Genomic DNA, 17539 nt, shown 5'->3' with positions numbered 1-17539 from the left:
ATGGTATCAACAAGAAAGGTCCACGAAGCAGACCGTCCCCCCTTTGAAGCCTGGCTAGACAGCCTTGAATTGAGTGCAGAAACAAAAGATAAGCTTAGTGCAGTATCTTCCATTCCAGAGCGGCTATTGGTTGGTCAGGAAATGGTTGAGATTTTATGTCAGCTCAATATGGATGACGCAACGCTTCAGGCTGCTTTGGTTTTCCCTTATTGCGAGCAGCACGCCTTAAGTGAAGATGATATTTATGAAGAGTTTGGCGGGGAAATACGCGACCTGATTGTAGGCGTGCGCCGAATGGATGCCATTAAATCGTTACATGCCCGAAAAGTGAACGGCGCTGGCTTTGCTGAAAGATCAGACGAGCAGCATATAGACAGCATTCGTCGTATGCTGCTTGCGATGGTAGAAGACGTACGCGCCGTTGTTATTAAGATGGCTGAGCGTATTTGTGCACTGCAACAGGTTAAAAAAGCTGATGAAGAAACCCGCGTTATGGTGGCTCGCGAGTGCGCCAGTATTTATGCGCCATTGGCAAACCGCTTGGGCATCGGCCAGTTAAAGTGGGAACTTGAAGATCTCGCGTTTCGTTACTTACACCCTGTTACTTACAAACAAATTGCCAAGCAGTTAGACGGTAAGCGTAGAGAGCGCGCTGAGTACATAGAAACTATTGTAGGCGACTTGCAAGGTTTACTTGATGGCGAAGAGATCCGCGCTGAAGTTTACGGCCGCCCCAAGCACATTTTCAGCATATGGAAAAAAATGCAGAAAAAGCGCCTGACGTTTGAACAGCTTTTTGATATTCGTGCAGTGCGTATTATTGCCGAGCGGCTACAAGATTGCTACGCAGCCTTAGGCACTGTTCACGCCAGCTATAAACATTTACCTAACGAATTCGACGATTATATCGCAACGCCTAAACCTAACGGTTACCAGTCTATTCACACGGTTATCGTGGGGCCTGAGGGAAAGTCGGTTGAGATTCAAATTCGTACCCAGAAAATGCATCAGGATGCAGAGCTGGGTGTGGCTGCTCACTGGAAATATAAAGAGGGCAGTACGGGTAAACAATCTGGCTATGACGAGCGAATAAACTGGCTTCGCCGAATACTTGCATGGCAAGAAGAAGTGGCGGAATCCGGCGATTTAGTTGAAGAACTTCGCAGCCAGGTGTTTGACGATAGGGTGTACGTGTTTACACCCAAAGGCGATGTTATTGACCTTCCCCAAGGCGCTACGCCTCTAGATTTTGCCTACTACATTCACAGTAACGTAGGCCATCGCTGCATAGGCGCAAAAGTGAATGGGCGAATAGTGCCTTTCACTTATTTACTGCAAAGTGGCGATCAGATAGAAGTGCTCACCGGAAAAGAGCCAAATCCAAGCCGCGACTGGATGCACCCAGGCCTTGGTTATGTGCATTCATCACGGGCCCGTGCAACTATCCACTCCTTCTTTAAAAAGCAGGACAGAGATAAAAACCTTGCTGCCGGTAAAGAACTGCTAGAAAGAGAACTTCAGCGTGCACACTTGCCTGCCAAAGTACCTAATGAGGCATTTGAGAAGTTTAATTTACAAACTCTTGATGACTTGTACACTGCGGTAGGTGCTGGTGATGTGCGCGTTATGCAGGTGATTAACTTTATTCATCATTTGCAGGAACCGCCAGCCCCAGAACCCGAAATTAGTCCTAAGGTGAAAACGCGCAAAACTGCGGCCGGGACGGGCAAAAAAGATGCAGTGGTGGTGCAGGGCGTGGGCCACTTAATGAGCCAGCTGGCGAATTGCTGTAAGCCGGTACCAGGCGAAGCTATTTTAGGCTATATCACACAAGGCCGTGGCGTAAGCGTTCATAAAGAAAGCTGCAGTCAGCTGCAGAACTTGTTGTCACAGCATCCTGAGCGCCAGATAGAAGTGAATTGGTCTCATGAGCTTAAAGTGGGCTTTGAGACAGGCATTGATATATTTTGCCACGATAGAAACGGCTTGTTGCGCGACATTACTACGGTGTTAGCGAATGAAAACGTGCCACTTTTAGGGGTAAATAGTTTAAGTGATAAAAACAGGCAGACGGCGCTTATTACCATATCTATCGAGGTTAATGATCTTGAGAGAGTGTCAAAAGTCTTAACCCAATTGCGACAGCTTAAAGGCGTGACAGATGCAAAACGCAAGCAAAGCTAACCTTAGCGAAATGCAGCGGCTGCTTGAAATTATGACGCAGCTGCGCGACCCGCAATCTGGGTGCCCGTGGGATGTAAAACAAACCATGGAAAGCCTAACTCGCTACACCATAGAAGAAGCCTACGAAGTGGCTGATGCTATTGCCACTGGTGATATGCACGACATCAAAGACGAGTTGGGTGATTTGCTGTTTCAAGTGGTGTTTTACGCGCAGATAGCCAGTGAATCGAAGGCATTTTCTTTTGATGATGTGGCGCAAAGCATTAGCGATAAGCTCGTGCGTCGCCATCCCCATGTGTTTGCTAATTCGCATGCATCTGAGGGCGAAGGCGATACAAATGAAAACGTCACGGTCGAACGCACCCAATTGAACGACAGTGCTTTAAACGCGCAGTGGGATGCTATTAAAGCCCAAGAAAAGCAGCTTAAAAAGCAGCGTTTAAAGCAAGCTCACGAAGCAATAGAAACCAGTATTCTAGATAATGTGCCTAAAGGTATGCCAGCACTTATGTACGCGCAAAAGCTGCAGAAAGCCTGTGCAAAGGTAGGATTTGATTGGCCTGATGCCGCTCCTGTCATAGATAAAGTGCGTGAGGAAGTGGAAGAGATTCAGCAAGAGCTGGATTTCAAACAGCGAGCACAGGGGGCACTGGATGCGGGTGTTGCACCTTTAAAAAGTGGCGCGCCTGACAACCAACAAGCTATTGAAGAAGAAATTGGCGATGCCCTTTTTGCCATGGTTAACTTAGCAAGACATTGCAAGGTAGATGCTGATACTGCACTTAGAAACGCCAGTAACAAGTTTGCTAACCGTTTCAAAGGCGTAGAGCGCCTAGCGGCTGAACAGGGCGACAAGCTCGACGCATTGACGCTTGATGAAATGGAAGCGCTGTGGCAGCAGGTCAAGCAGTCGTCTAACACTAAGTAATTGTAGGTCGCAGCATACTAAAAGGCTGCTTAGACTGATAACGTGTATGCCGCGCTGGTGCTGAGGTATGTGATTCTTCAGTTAGAACGAATTACAAATACCGCTGCAGCCAAAAGACAAAATAGACTAGTGCCAGAAGTAAGATGGGCAGCGTTCGCTTTTGTGTTTTGGTCAGAGCTGATGATTTCGTACGCTTCCATGTCATCATCACCCCCGTTGCAGAAAGCGTTGTTAAACCAACACCAAATACAAACCAAATTAACTTAGTCAAAAGCCCACCGAAGTATCCAAAGTGCAGCGGGTCTGCGTATTCATTGAGGTAGTTAGTCCAGACCATACTTTTGGGCTCTTGTACGCCAACAATACGCTGATTGGTTATATCAATATCTACTTTATGCGCGCGCTCACGTAGTAAAGGGTTATTGCCTATACCTGTGAATCTCAGTGCTGCTGTGTCTGAGGTAGGAAATAGTACACCGGTGATCTGCCAGTCCTCAATGGCTTGCGATGCCTTCTGAAACGCACTGGAAAACTGCGTGGTTGATACAGGGTTAACTTGCTCATAATTTGAAATGACGGTGGCCTTAGGTGGGCGAGGCTCAAATCGATTACCTACAACTGCGGCACCGAATTCAAATAAATACCACCAACTGGTTATAACAATGACAATGAAAAACCAGAGGCTCCACAGCCCAAGCAGTTTATGAAGGTCGCTCAGTAGTATTCTTGGGCCTTGGTTTAGGCGGAGACGCGTAATGGCGGTTTTCCAGTTTCGGGTTGTTTTTAGGCCCGTATACAGCGAGATAGCAAGAATGAATGCGAAAAAGGTAACCGTTGGTAAGCCAAGATAATTAGGCATAAACAGATAGCGGTGAAAGTCTCGGAAGAACCGCTGAATCGTTAAAATAGGAATATCGCCTGTCACTTCATAGGTGTACTGATCCACGTGGAGAAAGCGGTCATGACCATCGGGGAATTCTGCTCTGACACGGTAAGTGAAATTTTCATGACCCATGGTCGAGATGGATTTTATCTTTGCTTGTTCTGCAAAGTTAAGCGTAGCCTCATAGATACTGTTCCACTTAACAATTTCATCATCGGCGTTGTTTAGATCGCTAGGAGGCGTATTAAACGTGCGCATTTCCTCAAACACTAGCCAATCAATTTCATTGGATACCGTAGCAATAGTGCCCGTTGCAACAATAATAAAAAGCACGAGTGAGAGCTGAAAACCTACCCACGCGTGCAAGTTGTATAACTTCTTTAGGTACTTTCTTTGCGCGGTTTTATCGTTAGTCATGAAATACTTGTGTAAGGTAAAAGACAAGCCCTGCATGGTGCAGGGAACATAGTAAAAAACGCAGTGTTTACCATTTGTAGGTGAATTCTACAAAACCGTTTCTTGGGTTTCCGGGGAAGTGACCTGTGCGCTCAATAAAGCCTGATTCGGCATACTCTTTATCAAATAGGTTATCTATTCTAAATAGTACGCTGTAGTTGTCTACTTCCCAAGTTATCGACGCATCTGCAATGAAATATGACTTCACGTTCTGACCAGACAGGCTCAGTTGGTCGTCAACATAGTTTCCACCAAAGGCAAAGGCAAGATCCCACTCAGGTATTTGGTAACGCGTCCAGAAACCAAATTGATCCTGAGGCGCATTAGCGAAGCGGTCGCCGACACTATTTCTAATACCGCCACCGCCATTATCTGCGGTGATTCTTGCGTCGTTGTAGCCATAAGCTACGCTCAAGATCCAATTTGGCGTTATGTCAGTGATAACCTCAACTTCGAATCCGTCACTGGTCACCTCACCCACGGGCGCGACATTATCAATGCCGTCGCCTTCAGGGTCTTCGCCGGTAGACTGAAGGAGGTTTTGCCTAGTGATTTGATACACGGCCAGTCGCAGTAAGGTGGTTTCATCGAACAGCTCTGCATTCACACCACCTTCAATAATATCTCCGGTAGTTGGTTCAAACGGTCCACCTGCCTGAACTTGCTGATTACTTACCGACTGTGGTTCGTATGAATCTGCCCATTGACCATAAAGTGAAATATTAGCGCTAATTTTATAAATACCCCCAACCCTGAAGCTTACGTTTGAATCGTCGAAAATGGCACTAGACGTTTCATCTTCAAACTGGTCGTAGCGCAAACCAGCAACAAAGGTAAACTGCTCCCAAGCAAGTTCATTCAGTACATAGGCACCGTTTCGCGTTTGCTCGGTTGTGCTCAATGGTCTGAATTGTACATTGTAGTTTTCAGACTGCGTTATACCGTAGTTAGGGTTAGTAAGCGTTAGTGGAATGATATCTGATTCAAGTGAAGTTCCGCTTAGATAACGAAGAACGAAATCCTGCTGAAATGCCGCAGCACCTAAAAGCGCGTCCTCTTTTCCTTTATAAAGGTCAATGCCGAACGCCGTTCTATGGTCTGCACCCAACCACTCACCTGAATATACAAAGTTGGCGCCAAAGCTAAGTTGCTCTTGTTCGCGTAACTGATCTCTAAATTCACGGCCGACAAGGTCTATGTTCCCATCTCCATCGCTATCAATAAGAGCACGTGGCTCATGGTAGTTCTGCTCTTGTTCATTATCTATATAGCGCAAACGTGTATTGTAGCTTACTGCATCGTTAAGCTGTCCTTCTAGAGAGAGCTGAACAGAGTCAGAGCGCAAATTTAGGAAGTCACTGGCTTCATTATGATTCCAGTCTGGATTTGTGAGAAAGTTACCGCTGTCGTCGACGGGCACTCCGCGCAGTCGATTAGCGCCCAAATCCTGTGAGTAATGAGTGTACTGAAGCGTTAGTAGGTGGCCTTGAAGGTCGTATGTATAGCCAGAATCGAAGATAAATACTTCACTGTCGCTGTTGTCTCGATAAGTATCTTGCTGCTCATAAAAAACACCTGCACGGGCGTTTTGGTCGTCATTAATTGCCCCATTTATTTCTGCTGAGCCTCCAAAGCGAGCATGTGAACCAGCAATTATTCTAGCGTTGGCGTCGAATTCTGACGTAGGTTTTTTTGTGACGTAGTTGAACAAGCCACCTGGCGCTCCCGGCCCATAGAGCATTCCGGCAGGGCCCTTTAAAAAGTCTACGCGCTCGATATTAAATAGTTGAGGTACGTTAAAACCTACATAAGGGTCTCCGCGTAAGCCATCGAAGAAGATTTCCTCTTGTCTGAAACCCCTGGCGGTTACACCGGCATAGCTAAATTGGCTAACACCAGCAATGTTACGATAAATATCTTTTGCATTGCGCGCACCCTGATCGCGTATCAAGCTTTCGTTGATTGTAGTGATTTGTTGGGTCGAATTAAGTGGGTCAACACTTAACTTACCTGTAGATGAGTTACCATTGCGATATAGATTGATAGCTCTACTAGTCACTACCACACGCTCTACTTGGTCGGATTTCGCGGGTGATATTTCACGTGTATCCGAAGAGATTTCAATGTCTTGTGATAAAGCAGGGGAGGTCAACGAAGCAGCTATTAACGCGGCTAAATATTTCATTGCAAAAAAATCCAAGTGTTGTGTGATAAAAGGAGCGTGATGAAAAGCCAATATTTTAGTGTAAATGATAACAGTTTTTATTATCGTTCATCTATATTTGTATGCCATTTGTCGTGTTGTAATCAATATCAGTAAGCGAGAGTTATGGTGTGCAGCAACGTAGATGGATAGGTGTTAATTCGCATCAAAGTAAATTAGACCAATGTAGATGGAAACTTCATTAATTTGGCGTATGGTTATAGAGTAGGTTTGATTTACGACAAAGCAATGTAGATCCACTTTATCTAATATCTGAATATAAATTTGGCATATTGGAAGGGTGTGTCGCTGGTGTTAAGTCATGACACTTACCAAGGAGTTGGACTGAATTGGGCGTAACCGTTTTATGAAAAAAATACTGTATTCTACACTGGGGCTGTTTTTAACGCTTCTTGGCATTATAGGCGCGTTTTTACCTGTTATGCCGACCACGGTATTTTTGATAGGTGCGCTTTTTTGTTTTACTCAATCTTCACCGCGCCTTGAAAACTGGTTACTTCAACACCCTAAATATGGCCCCAGTCTAATTGCATGGCGCAAGCATGGAGCAATTTCGAAAAAAGTGAAATGCATAGCGTGCTGCAGTATGTTGGTGAGCTTTACTTTGGTTTGCCTGTTTGCATCAATGCCTATTCCAGCTTACATAGGCATAGGTCTATTTATGGGAATAGGCGCGTACTTTGTTGTTACGCGCCCCAATATTCCTGCTGTTTAGCGCCTTTAACGGTTTCTACCTAGTCGCTCATGACTGCTTACCCATTCATCCGCTACAACAGCAGAACCCAGAGACAGATCGCCACATAGCACTGTCGCGGCAACAATTTCCGCAAACTTGTTAACGCTACCTCTTTCTGTGCAGCCAAGTACGCTTAAACATTCATTTTGTGTAGCCAGACCTGTTCCACCTCCATAGGTAGCAACGATGAGCGATGGAATAGTAACAGAGAAGTAATAGTCACCATTTGGCATAATTTCAGCGTAGGTAAACCCCGCCGACGACTCAGCTACATTTGCGACATCTTGCCCGCAAGCGATGAACATGGCGGTAATGCCGTTAGCGAAATGCGCACCATTGTTAACACTACCTGCCATCAATGCGCCCATATTTGAATATTGGCGCTGTTTAAACAAAGCCTCTGGCGGGCAATGCATAATCTCCGTCATAAGTTGTTTTGGCAGGGTGATTTCTGCTACAACGCGCTTTCCGCGGGTATGCAGCGAGTTTAAGTGAGAGTGCTTTTTATCGGTATCAAGATTAGCGGCTAGTACAAAGTGCTCGATAGGACGTGGGTAGTTCGCTTGTATCCACTCACAACCCGCTTTAGTGGCTTTACTTACCATGTTTTGCCCAGCTGCATCACCGCAGGTAAAGTTGAACCTAAGCCAACGAAGTTTAGAGGCAGCATATTGTTCGATATCTCTAAGTTTTCCCACGCTGGTGGTGTCATCACAGGCGAGCTTTATGGCGTCAAAGTTCTGTTCGACCCACCTGCCAAATGCGAGTGCTTCACGTGCATCGGAAAACGCAAACATGGGCGCTCGCTGCATAGCGTCGTCAATAACGGTGGTCGTTATACCGCCTGCTTCTCTTGTTAAGCGCATGCCCCTGCTATAACTGGCTGTCAAGGTGCCCTCTGTTGTGGCCATTGGAACGTAGAACTTGCCTTTGGCGTGTTCGCCGTTCACTAGCATCGGGCCTGCAAAGCCGATAGGAACCTGTGCAACGCCTGCGAAGTTTTCTATGTTTCCCGACAAGGTTTCGGGCGGAATAGAATAGTGTCCTAAGTGGTTTAGCTGAGTGCCGGTCTCGCGCGCAATAAATTCGCGGCGTGTTCGGCTCATGTCATGGGTATAGTCGTTGTCTGAGGAACGCGGGATTTTAGGCATTGGGCCACTCCTTTTTTCTTTCATAATAGGAGTGCTGATATCAGATGAACACTGTTTACAATTTATACATACAGATAAATGCAGCCTATAAAGAATGAACCATACATTATAACGCCGTATCGTTACTCGAAGAGGGGGGTGAGCAGCGCGGTCATTTGCCTTGAAGACATGATTTAATAAGGTGGAAAGTTGCTCGCAACATCCACCTTTTCTTATCAAGCTGCTTTGTATCCTAAGCTTTGGTATCTAATCTTGCTTGAAGGGCAGCGATTTCTTCTCTACGCTTTTTATCTGCTAGTGGGCGATTAGCTTTTTCAGGCGCGTTTTTGGCACGACTTAAAAAAGTCTGGGCCTTTTCATATTCACCTTCGTCAAAAAGATACTCGGCATAAAAGAAGTTCTGGTCCATACCATGTGGACTCACTTCAAGAGCGCGCTTAAACAATTTTTCAGCTTTCTTGTCACTACCGAAGCTGACAGGCCAGCCTGGTACTTTATGATAAAGTGCCGCTAATACAGTGAGTGCCGTCCCCTCTAATACCGCTTCCTCTTTTTCAATGGCACGTTCTAAGTTTTCCTTCGCACTTTCAGCAAAGTCCAGGGCACCTAAACCGCCTTTCGCACTTGCAGTACTTGATTGAGAGATAGCTAGCCAGGTCAGAGCTTCAGCGCTATTTTCTGATTGCTCGACTAACACTTTCGCCTGCGATATCAGTTCAGAAAATGCTTCTAACTGGGCTTCACCTTCAAGCTCATAGTTCGTCTTTGCCCATGCATGTTGCAACGGCAGTAAATCAGGGGTGCTTGCATGAACCGTAGATACCGACAGAGTAGTAATAAGGATGAATAGAAAAGGAGAGAAGAAATTCTTTTTCTGCATGAAAAGTCGCCTTTATAAGATAGAGGTAGTTAGGAATAAACGAGATAACTCGACGAAATTGTTAGTAATTTTATGAATTATCGTTGAATCGGCGGCTAATCTAACGGTATTTGTAGCGAAAATCTAATACTTGTTGAAAATGGAAAGGCAATAAGAGCATTGCCTTTCCCTGTATACCTTTGGAGTGACTAACTTTTTCTCGCTATTTTCGCTTCTAATAAAGCGATCTCTCTTTTGCGACCTGAATCTGCAATAGGCCGAGCAGCGCGCGCTGGGGCGTCGAGCGCTTTCTTGGCAAACTTGAGCGCTTGCTCGTATTTTCCATTATCGAACAAGTACTCGGCGTAGAAATAGTTGGGGTCTATCCCGTCAGGGTTTATTTCAAGTGCATGCTTCAGCAATTTCTCAGCTTTTTTGTCGTTACCAAAGCTAATAGGCCAACCCGGAAGCTTATGGTACAGCACGCCTAGACTGGTCATCGCTGAGCCCGAGAGTGCATTTTCATCTAGTCGCATTGCATGTTCGAAACTCTTACGAGCATCCTTTGCGTAGTCCAGAGCACCAAGTCCCCCCTTGGCACCAGCTGTACTGGATTGAATTATGCCTTGCCAAATCAATAACTCAGGGTTATTGGGTTCTGCCTTTACGAAAGATTTAGCGGTATTAATAAGGGCGACGAATGCTTTTTCCTTTTCTGCATCATCAAGTTCATAGTTAATATATGCCCATTGATGCTGAAGTGTCTTTAAAGGGCTGGTAGCTGTTTCGCTTAAGGCTGATGTCGGCGCTGTACTTTCTGTGACTTCGTTAGCTTGAGCCATAGCAGTGTAACTTAATGCCAGACCGAGTCCCAGAATTACCGTGGTGCTAAGCGTGGTTAATTTCTTCATAATAATGTCCTCGTGTTAAACCAGTTTGTTACCCAGGCGGGTATCGTTTTGAGCGCTGGTCTGTTTGTCTTGTGATTGCGTTTTTTGAAAGGCATAGCGTTTAATTGTTGGAAGTTTCTTTGCCAACGCATTGTCAACAACACTGGGAACTAGCGCGTTAAGCTTGGCAAAAAAGCGTTCAGCACGTCCTAGCGCGACCCTTGGCAAATTGTTTTCTAACTGTTTAATGAATGCTTGTGCTACTGCATCAGGCTCGTCTGTCTGGTTGCCCAATGCCTCATTTAGCGCATTAGCGCGATCGTCATTAATGTCGGTACGTGTTGCGCGTGGCGCTAGATAGTGAAATTTAATTTTGCTATCGCTGAATTCTCTGTGCATCGCTTCCGTCCAGCCTTTCAAAGCGAATTTAGTTGCGCAGTAGGTTCCGTGCGCAGCAAAACCTATGCTTCCAAAAGCTGAGCCTACATTCACGACGTGCGCAGACGGTCTACGTTCGAGTATCGGCAGTAGGCGTTGAGTTAGTAGCATCGGAGCCAGCATATTTGTCGACACAATTGACTCGATAGGGGTGCCCTCAAACTCGCCCACATAGGTAATGCCAGCATTGTTAACCAGAATACTTAAAGGAAGTCGTTGGCAGGCACTTACTACTCTATCTCTGCCTTCATCTGACGTAATGTCAGCCACAATGGCAGTATGATGAAGGGTTAAATTTTGTTGCAGCTGTTCAAGCTTCGCCTTACTTCTGCCAGTTAGGATAATGTGCGCGCCTTTTTCATCAAGCGCCTTGGCTATTGCTTGACCAATACCGCCAGTTGCACCTGTAAGAAGTACCACTTGATTACGCCACTGAATATTCATTGTATTTACCTTAACGTGTTATCAATTTACCTCGGGGGATAAGCACCAGAGGTAAACCCTTGAATTAAGCAACCTGTTCCAGGCCGTGTTCAGGTGTTAATTCGCGAAAGATATCTCCGTATAAGCGATAAAACATGTTCGCGCTGTGAATGATCATTTGCTGCTCTTTGGGGTCAGTAATTTTGTTCATAAGCCCTTCAAAGAAAACAATGTGCTCTTGGTCTAGCGCACCGTGAGAGGTAAGGTATTTAAACGCTGATTTAGGCAGAGATAACTTGTCTTTGATTTGTTTTGCAGCCGCGTCGGCAAGCGCAATACTTGTGCCCTCTAAAACGAATACCATGCCGAAGAAATACAGTGGGCTTTTGCGTGCTATTGCATCAAAAGCATAGGCAACCATTAATTCGGTGGCGGGTGCAGGCTGACTTATCCTCGCCTGTTCTTTATCAACGCCACAGGCTGCAAGGTCGTTAAGGATCCACTCTTGGTGACCCATTTCTTCTTCAATGTATTCACCAATTGCTTCTCTTAGCCATTCCTTATCTTCGTTGAGTTTGGCACCTGTAGCCATAAGCAGGGGAACAGTAAACTTAACGTGATGATAAGCCTGTTGAAGAAAGGCAATATAGTCGTTTAGGTTAAAATCACCGTTAAAGCAGCGTTGTATAATCGGCGCCTGTAAGAATGACTGTCTGGCATGTTCGGTGTTGCTTTGAAGTTGCTGATAGAAATTCATAAATTATTCCTTGATAACAAATTGAGAAGAAAATGCTGTTGTACTCTGAACGCTGTACTGGTGTTGGTCTTGGCCCTGGTAGAGCATGTCTAAGTCAGTCGCGTAGCGGGCAATTATTGCGTCACGTTTCAGTTTTCCCGTTGGGGTAAGCAGTTGGTTTTCTGGCGTACAAAGACCGATGGTGGCGAAATTAACAACTTGCGCATAGTCAGGTAACTGCTTATTGATAAGCGCCACGGTGCTTTGAATCTGTGTATTAGAAATAGTATTGGAAGCGGGTACGAGGAGCGCGACACAGTAGGGTTTAGCTTCGCAATACACCAAAGCCTGCCTAAACAGTCCTGTTCCCAGTAGTAAAGATTCAATCCACTCTGGCGATACATTTCTGCCAAAGCTGTTCACCATTATGTTTTTTATACGCCCATTCAGCGTAAGTGTGTTGTCAGAAAAAAAGCCTAAATCGCCGGTTCTGACCTGGGTCGGATAAAATGAGGAAGGTTGATTCAGATAGCCCAGAAAGTGGTTGCCTGTAACTACAATTTCACCCTCTTCGATGTGCAGTTGATTATGACCAAGCGTTTTTCCGGCACTGCCCATCGTATTGCAATTGGGCGTGTTCAATGTTGATACTGATACCGCTTCAGATAAGCCATAACCTTCAAATACTGGTAGTCCCTTCGCTTGAGCTTGCGCCAGCAAAGTGGGCGCTACATGTGCACCGCCTACAGCAATGAATATTAGTGATGAAGGTGGTGTCCAGCCCTGATTACATGCCTGTACTAGCACCATTAGCAAGTCGGGCACCAAAATCACAGACGATGGTTGAACGCGGTCTATCAGTGACAGCAGTGCGTTTGGATTGACGAGTTTGCTTCCTTGAAATCCGCGCTCAGATGCTGTGGCTAAATAAACCGTGCCGCCGTGGTACAGAGGGGCGTAAACTCCTGCAATATTTTCAAGTAGGGTAGGCAATGGCAGTAAACACAGGTGGTTCACTATTTCTGGTTGAACAGCGCGCTCAATAGAATGGGCAACTTTCCATTGAGATTCAGTTGACAGGCACACGCCTTTCGGTGAGCCCGTAGAGCCAGAAGTAAAGGTTATTTTATTAGTACCTACAGGTGTGTATACACGAGAGTCATGTTTGAGTGGATGAGCGACAATGTCGTGTTCATTATCAATAACAGTCGGTGACTCACTCCATTCACTTAGTTCACCACCGCGATTGGTCAATAAAAAGTGACACTGGCTCTCATTTAATACATGTTCTTGTTGGGAAGCGGTAAAAAATAGCGGAACGGGGACACAGCAGACGTTAGCCTGTTGGCAGGCTAAATCAGCAATCACCCATGCAAAGCTATTTTCAAAGGCAATGCCCACCCTCTCGGCATTGTGGTTTGTTACCCAGCTTGCGAGGCTCTCGACGGCGCTCAAAAGGGCGCGGTAAGTCATTGAACCGTCTTTGCATTTCAGCGCAACGTCATCGTCGTGCCCGTTTATATACTGATTAAGCAACATACGCTGTTTCCTTTTTTGTGCAGATATTTTGCGTTAACGCATCCACATTTGCGGAAATAAGCTCAATTGCACGTTGGTAATGAGCATTAAGTTCAGGGCAGCCAATTATGTGTTGGGTTACGTGATGTAGCGACAGGGCAGTAACCTGAGGAGCGGTGTCATAATAGGTGCCCCAGTCATCGCTATTCCCTTTAAGTTTTGACGCATCGGCTTTAACAAGGGGGAGGAGTTGAATACCCGCGCCCATGAGTAAAGAGGTGAGCTGTGAGGTCGCACTGAAAACCAGATATTTGCTACCACATCGTTTTAAAACGAAGAACAGGGCAAATAACAAGGGGAGGGTATAGCGCGATGCACTGCTAAAAAGGTTACCAACTTCAGCAATATGCGCTCTGTTTACGGTTATCCCTTGTAAGGTGAGGGCAGTTTCTACCGAAGTGTTAAGGTATTGCTCTATAAAAAGAGAATTATTCTGACCATCATAGGCGGCAAATCTTGCGCCTGCGGCGGCTTTAACTCCCTTAGCGTCAAGAGCAAACAGCATAGGCATAAAGGAAGTCACTCGTGCGTTGTAGCGAGCTTTAAAACCACTCGCTATAAACGCTTCAATACGGCGGCGGGCATTATGTCCATGTTTTGCCGCGATAAAGGTTAAAGCGGGCTTTTCCTTTGAGACAATCGCAGGTTGCTGACTCGCAACCTGGGTTGGAACTGAAGCTAAAACGTGACTCATAAACATGCTCATTGGTTTTGCGATGTTATGAGTATTTACGCGAGACCTTAAGAGAACCTTAAGTGGGAAAAACTTTTACAAATGTCAGTCCAAAATGTTAAGAACGCCCAAGCTAATTAATCGCTTGAGCCGTCATAGCTATTAAAAACTGGGCCGTTAGCCGGTAAATCACAGGTAGCGTTCGCAGCAGTGGCAGGAAGCAATAACCATTCGTCACGGTGGGCTACGCCCAGTGAAGTGGCTTGTGATAAGTCTACACACTGAAATTTGTAGTCACTTGGAACTAACAGAAAGCGTTGACGTATTGGAGGTCTAACCCGCTGGCCTGAAATCTTTGTCTGCTCGCGGGAAGGCTCGGAAGTATCGGTCAACCAAGCCCACGCTGTACCGTTTTCTACTTCTTTCGGAGTATGGTAACCAAAATGAGCCATTTCAAAGGGTGAATAAAGCAAATACTGTTCTTTAAAGCTGACTATCCCTACCTCGAAGGCAGTTGAATCCTTCGTCAACATATTACTTATTTGGCTTTCTGCATTTTGAAGGACTATACGGGGAGTACGGTAGTCGTTTAGCAGCCATGCACCGAATGTGGAAGGAATTACAGTTAAAATGAAAAGCCATGCCAGTAATTGGCGGGCGAGTAATTCTCCATCCCCTGCGTTGCGCTTTTTATTGTAAACATAGTAGACAATATGAGTACAAAGCCCAGCGAAACCGAGTACAAGTAATACAATGCTTAAACGAACAAGGGTTTCGCTGTCGCTGTCAAAGCGCGTCATAAGCTTAACAGCGGTGGGCTCGTGAAAAAGCAGTGCTAAGCCAGCAATCAATAAAACGGCAGAGATTAACGAAGTAACTGCGCGCGCAAAAAGCATCAATCCTCTTGATACAGTCGAATTCGCAAGTACCAGACCTGCAAGCATACTCAACGCAGGCAGTGCCGGTAGCACATAAACACCACGTTTACCTGGGCTGATACTAAAGAAAATGACAACCAATATTACCCATATCAACAAGGATGAGTAAGCGGGGTTGTGAGTAAGTACATTTTTTAACGACTTAGCTTTTGATACAAGTATGGCAATTGGAGTTATCCAAAATACAGGAATAACTTCAACAATATAGTAATACCAGGGCTCTATGTGGTGCCAGGCATTGGCATAACGCTCAGCCGTTTGTTTAAATAAAATGTTCGACAAGTATTGTTGAATTTGAGGCTCTTGTTTTATCAAGCCAAGATAAAGCAGAGGTGCAAGCCACATCGCCACAACCGATAGCATGATTAAGGGGCCAAACAACATACGTAGTGACCACTGGCCGCGATGTAAGCCGCTAGTAAATGCGAAAAACGCAATGGGAATAAACAAAAGAATAGGTAAAAAGCCAACGCCTTTCGTTATGATGCCAAGCCCCATAAAGAACCATGCTGCAAAGTACCATCGCCAACTAACACGCACGTAAAAGTGCTGAATGAACCCGTAGACGCCAATCCAGATAAAGCAGGCGACAAGGGCATCTATTTGAGCAAATTTGGCTTGAATAAGAAACTGAGGGCTCAGTAGAAGTACGAGCATACTCAACATTGCCGCTTTTTCACTGGCAAGTCTTAGCGATAGCTTGTAGGTTAACCCCAATGTGACAAGGCTTGCGATAGCGTTAGGTAGGAGCATAGCCACCTTCAGGCTACCCGTTAGAAGGTAAAAGAAGGCAATACACCACATAAACACAGGGGGCTTGTCCGGATAAATTTCGCCACCGCGCATGGGCACAAGCCACTGTCCGCTGTCCACCATCTCCTTTGCGACCAAGGCGAATCGAGGCTCATCTGGTGGCCAAGCATCTCTGAAACCCAGACCAATAAATATCAGAGCACAGGCAAAAAAGAACAGGGCAGATGCATGGCTATTTGAATTAAGCACAAGCCTCACGACGGCTCACTCCCACGAGCAATGCCTGATAAGGATAGAAGTAGAAGAAGGCTAATGATTAAGCCACCAATTTGTAAAGGCTGTTCGAGGGAGCTGACAAATCGAGAACCGCTTCCAAGCAAGGTAAACAAAAAAGTTTGAGGCGCAAAGCCGATTGCACTTGCCAGAATAAAAGGGACAAACGGAACGCTTAGCACACCTGCGACGGCGTTTGTGATTAAGTTTGAGCCTACAGGGAATAAACGAACAATTAACACATTGCGAAAACTTCGCGTGGCTAGTTTGTTTTCAACAGGTTTTAATTTTGAACCTAAAAGACGGACGACGAGTGAGCGCAGAGGGCCATTTGCTAATGCGTAGGCTATGCATGCAGACAATACCGTTAGCAACAAGGCGATTAATCCTCCCTGCAATGCGCCAAAGCCCACTCCGCAAAAAAAACTGACAGCCTGACGGGGAAAACCCATGGTTAAAAGTACAACACAACCACTTAATATCATGCACAGCGATTGCCAATTTAAATTTGAAATATAGGCATTCAACCAATCTGTATCATCACCGTGCTTCCATACTTCACCAGTGACCTCAAGCGACACATAGAAGATAAGCGCGATGCTTGCTGCTCCGATGAAAAACTGGGTGAAGCTTTTAAAGCGGCGAATATTAGTCTTCATGACCAATTCCACTGGCAATGTGATTAAGCTTATTTCTGTACATTAGCCATCTAACGCCAAGCATATCGATGATCCCTGCCCAGCCACGATTCCACGCTGTGTAATTTGATTTACCTTCTAAACGCCCGCGATGATTGACCGATACACATACCACTTCTCCCCCAAGCCTTTTAGTTAAAGCGGGAATATATCGGTGCATATGGTCGAAGTAAGGTAAAAGTAAAAAGGTGCTTCTTGGGAGGAGCTTCAAGCCACAGCCCGTGTCTGGTGTGTCGTCTTGTAGGATCCATTGGCGAACACGATTGGCAACTTTAGACTGAAACCGTTTCCATGGGGTATCTTTTCGCTTCTTACGATGTCCAATAACGCAGAAGTGCGCAGCTTTAGTCTCTTTAGCTGCGCGAATAAGTAGCGGTATATCAGCAGGATCGTTTTGCCCATCAGCATCAAGGGTGATGATCCACTTTCCTTTTGCCTGTAAAACGCCGTGAAAAACCGAAGTGCTTTGACCGCAGCTCATAGGATGGACGATAACACGACAACTTACCGGCAAGGTGCTTAAAAGGTTATGCAGCAAGGATAGGGAGTCGTCGCTGCTACCGTCGTCAACAACAATAATTTCTGTTGTTGTATTTGGGACCACCTCTGAAATTTCTCGCAACAAAGAAGAAAGGTTTTTGGCTTCATTTTTAGCAGGTAAAACAACACTGACGTCAAACTGGTGCATAAGAATATTTGATAAATCATCGAATGACGT

At 45.6% G+C, this 17539-nt stretch carries 15 protein-coding genes; 3 read left to right on the top strand and 12 right to left on the bottom strand.

Going from position 1 to position 17539, the window contains the following annotated elements; all coding sequences use genetic code 11:
- Both relA and mazG read left to right on the top strand, forming a co-directional pair.
- Positions 1-2184, top strand: a complete 2184-nt coding sequence (relA, locus tag V7R55_RS08290; RefSeq protein ID WP_334058999.1) for a GTP diphosphokinase — start codon at positions 1-3, stop codon at positions 2182-2184.
- Positions 2162-3112, top strand: a complete 951-nt coding sequence (gene mazG, locus V7R55_RS08285) for a nucleoside triphosphate pyrophosphohydrolase (RefSeq protein WP_334058997.1) — start codon at positions 2162-2164, stop codon at positions 3110-3112. Before relA ends, mazG begins: the two co-directional genes overlap by 23 nt.
- A gap of 91 nt (positions 3113-3203) precedes the next feature.
- Here the strand turns inward: mazG and V7R55_RS08280 are convergent, their stop codons facing one another.
- Together V7R55_RS08280 and V7R55_RS08275 are read right to left on the bottom strand one after the other, a co-directional pair.
- A complete protein-coding gene (locus V7R55_RS08280; RefSeq protein WP_334058995.1) occupies positions 3204-4412 on the bottom strand; it encodes a PepSY-associated TM helix domain-containing protein in 1209 nt (402 codons plus the stop codon).
- Between the two features lie 67 nt (positions 4413-4479).
- Positions 4480-6636, bottom strand: a complete 2157-nt coding sequence (locus V7R55_RS08275) for a TonB-dependent siderophore receptor (protein ID WP_334058993.1) — start codon at positions 6634-6636, stop codon at positions 4480-4482.
- 385 nt (positions 6637-7021) lie between these two features.
- Here V7R55_RS08275 and V7R55_RS08270 point away from each other — a divergent pair, with 385 nt between their 5' ends.
- Positions 7022-7390, top strand: coding sequence for a YbaN family protein (locus V7R55_RS08270; protein ID WP_334058992.1), 369 nt, complete (start codon positions 7022-7024; stop codon positions 7388-7390).
- A 5-nt stretch (positions 7391-7395) separates the two neighbouring features.
- On the opposite strand, the gene V7R55_RS08265 is transcribed toward V7R55_RS08270, so the two are convergent.
- The 10 genes from V7R55_RS08265 to V7R55_RS08220 all read right to left on the bottom strand — a co-directional run bounded on the left by V7R55_RS08265 (position 7396) and on the right by V7R55_RS08220 (position 17509).
- Positions 7396-8562, bottom strand: a complete 1167-nt coding sequence (locus V7R55_RS08265) for a hydroxymethylglutaryl-CoA reductase (RefSeq protein ID WP_334058991.1) — start codon at positions 8560-8562, stop codon at positions 7396-7398.
- 232 nt (positions 8563-8794) lie between these two features.
- On the bottom strand, positions 8795-9442 hold the full coding sequence (locus tag V7R55_RS08260) for a hypothetical protein (RefSeq protein ID WP_334058990.1): 648 nt from the start codon (positions 9440-9442) through the stop codon (positions 8795-8797).
- 188 nt (positions 9443-9630) lie between these two features.
- On the bottom strand, positions 9631-10332 hold the full coding sequence (locus V7R55_RS08255) for a tetratricopeptide repeat protein (protein ID WP_334058989.1): 702 nt from the start codon (positions 10330-10332) through the stop codon (positions 9631-9633).
- A 15-nt stretch (positions 10333-10347) separates the two neighbouring features.
- The gene (locus tag V7R55_RS08250; RefSeq protein ID WP_334058988.1) at positions 10348-11193 is read right to left on the bottom strand and encodes an SDR family oxidoreductase; all 846 of its coding nucleotides are present in this window, start codon (positions 11191-11193) and stop codon (positions 10348-10350) included.
- 64 nt (positions 11194-11257) lie between these two features.
- Positions 11258-11929: a TenA family transcriptional regulator gene (locus V7R55_RS08245; protein ID WP_014975712.1), complete on the bottom strand. Its 672-nt coding sequence runs from the start codon at positions 11927-11929 to the stop codon at positions 11258-11260.
- 3 nt (positions 11930-11932) lie between these two features.
- Positions 11933-13447 carry an AMP-binding protein gene (locus V7R55_RS08240; protein WP_239240131.1) on the bottom strand — a complete coding sequence of 505 codons (1515 nt, stop codon included), beginning with the start codon at positions 13445-13447 and terminating at the stop codon, positions 11933-11935.
- Positions 13437-14180, bottom strand: coding sequence for a thermostable hemolysin (locus tag V7R55_RS08235; RefSeq protein ID WP_202941150.1), 744 nt, complete (start codon positions 14178-14180; stop codon positions 13437-13439). The genes V7R55_RS08240 and V7R55_RS08235 overlap by 11 nt, the downstream gene beginning before the upstream one ends.
- A 116-nt stretch (positions 14181-14296) precedes the next feature.
- On the bottom strand, positions 14297-16108 hold the full coding sequence (locus tag V7R55_RS08230) for an ArnT family glycosyltransferase (protein WP_334058987.1): 1812 nt from the start codon (positions 16106-16108) through the stop codon (positions 14297-14299).
- Positions 16105-16782, bottom strand: a complete 678-nt coding sequence (locus V7R55_RS08225) for a TVP38/TMEM64 family protein (RefSeq protein WP_334058985.1) — start codon at positions 16780-16782, stop codon at positions 16105-16107. The genes V7R55_RS08230 and V7R55_RS08225 overlap by 4 nt, the downstream gene beginning before the upstream one ends.
- Positions 16772-17509 (bottom strand): glycosyltransferase family 2 protein, encoded by a 738-nt coding sequence (locus tag V7R55_RS08220; RefSeq protein ID WP_334058983.1) that lies wholly within the window; start codon positions 17507-17509, stop codon positions 16772-16774. The genes V7R55_RS08225 and V7R55_RS08220 overlap by 11 nt, the downstream gene beginning before the upstream one ends.
- Positions 17510-17539: the final 30 nt, after the last annotated feature.

It is taken from the genome of Alteromonas sp. S005, from assembly GCF_036864475.1.
GTDB lineage: Bacteria > Pseudomonadota > Gammaproteobacteria > Enterobacterales > Alteromonadaceae > Alteromonas.
The sequence above is the reverse complement of the archived record's forward strand: the minus strand, read 5'-3'. Positions and strand labels throughout refer to the sequence as shown.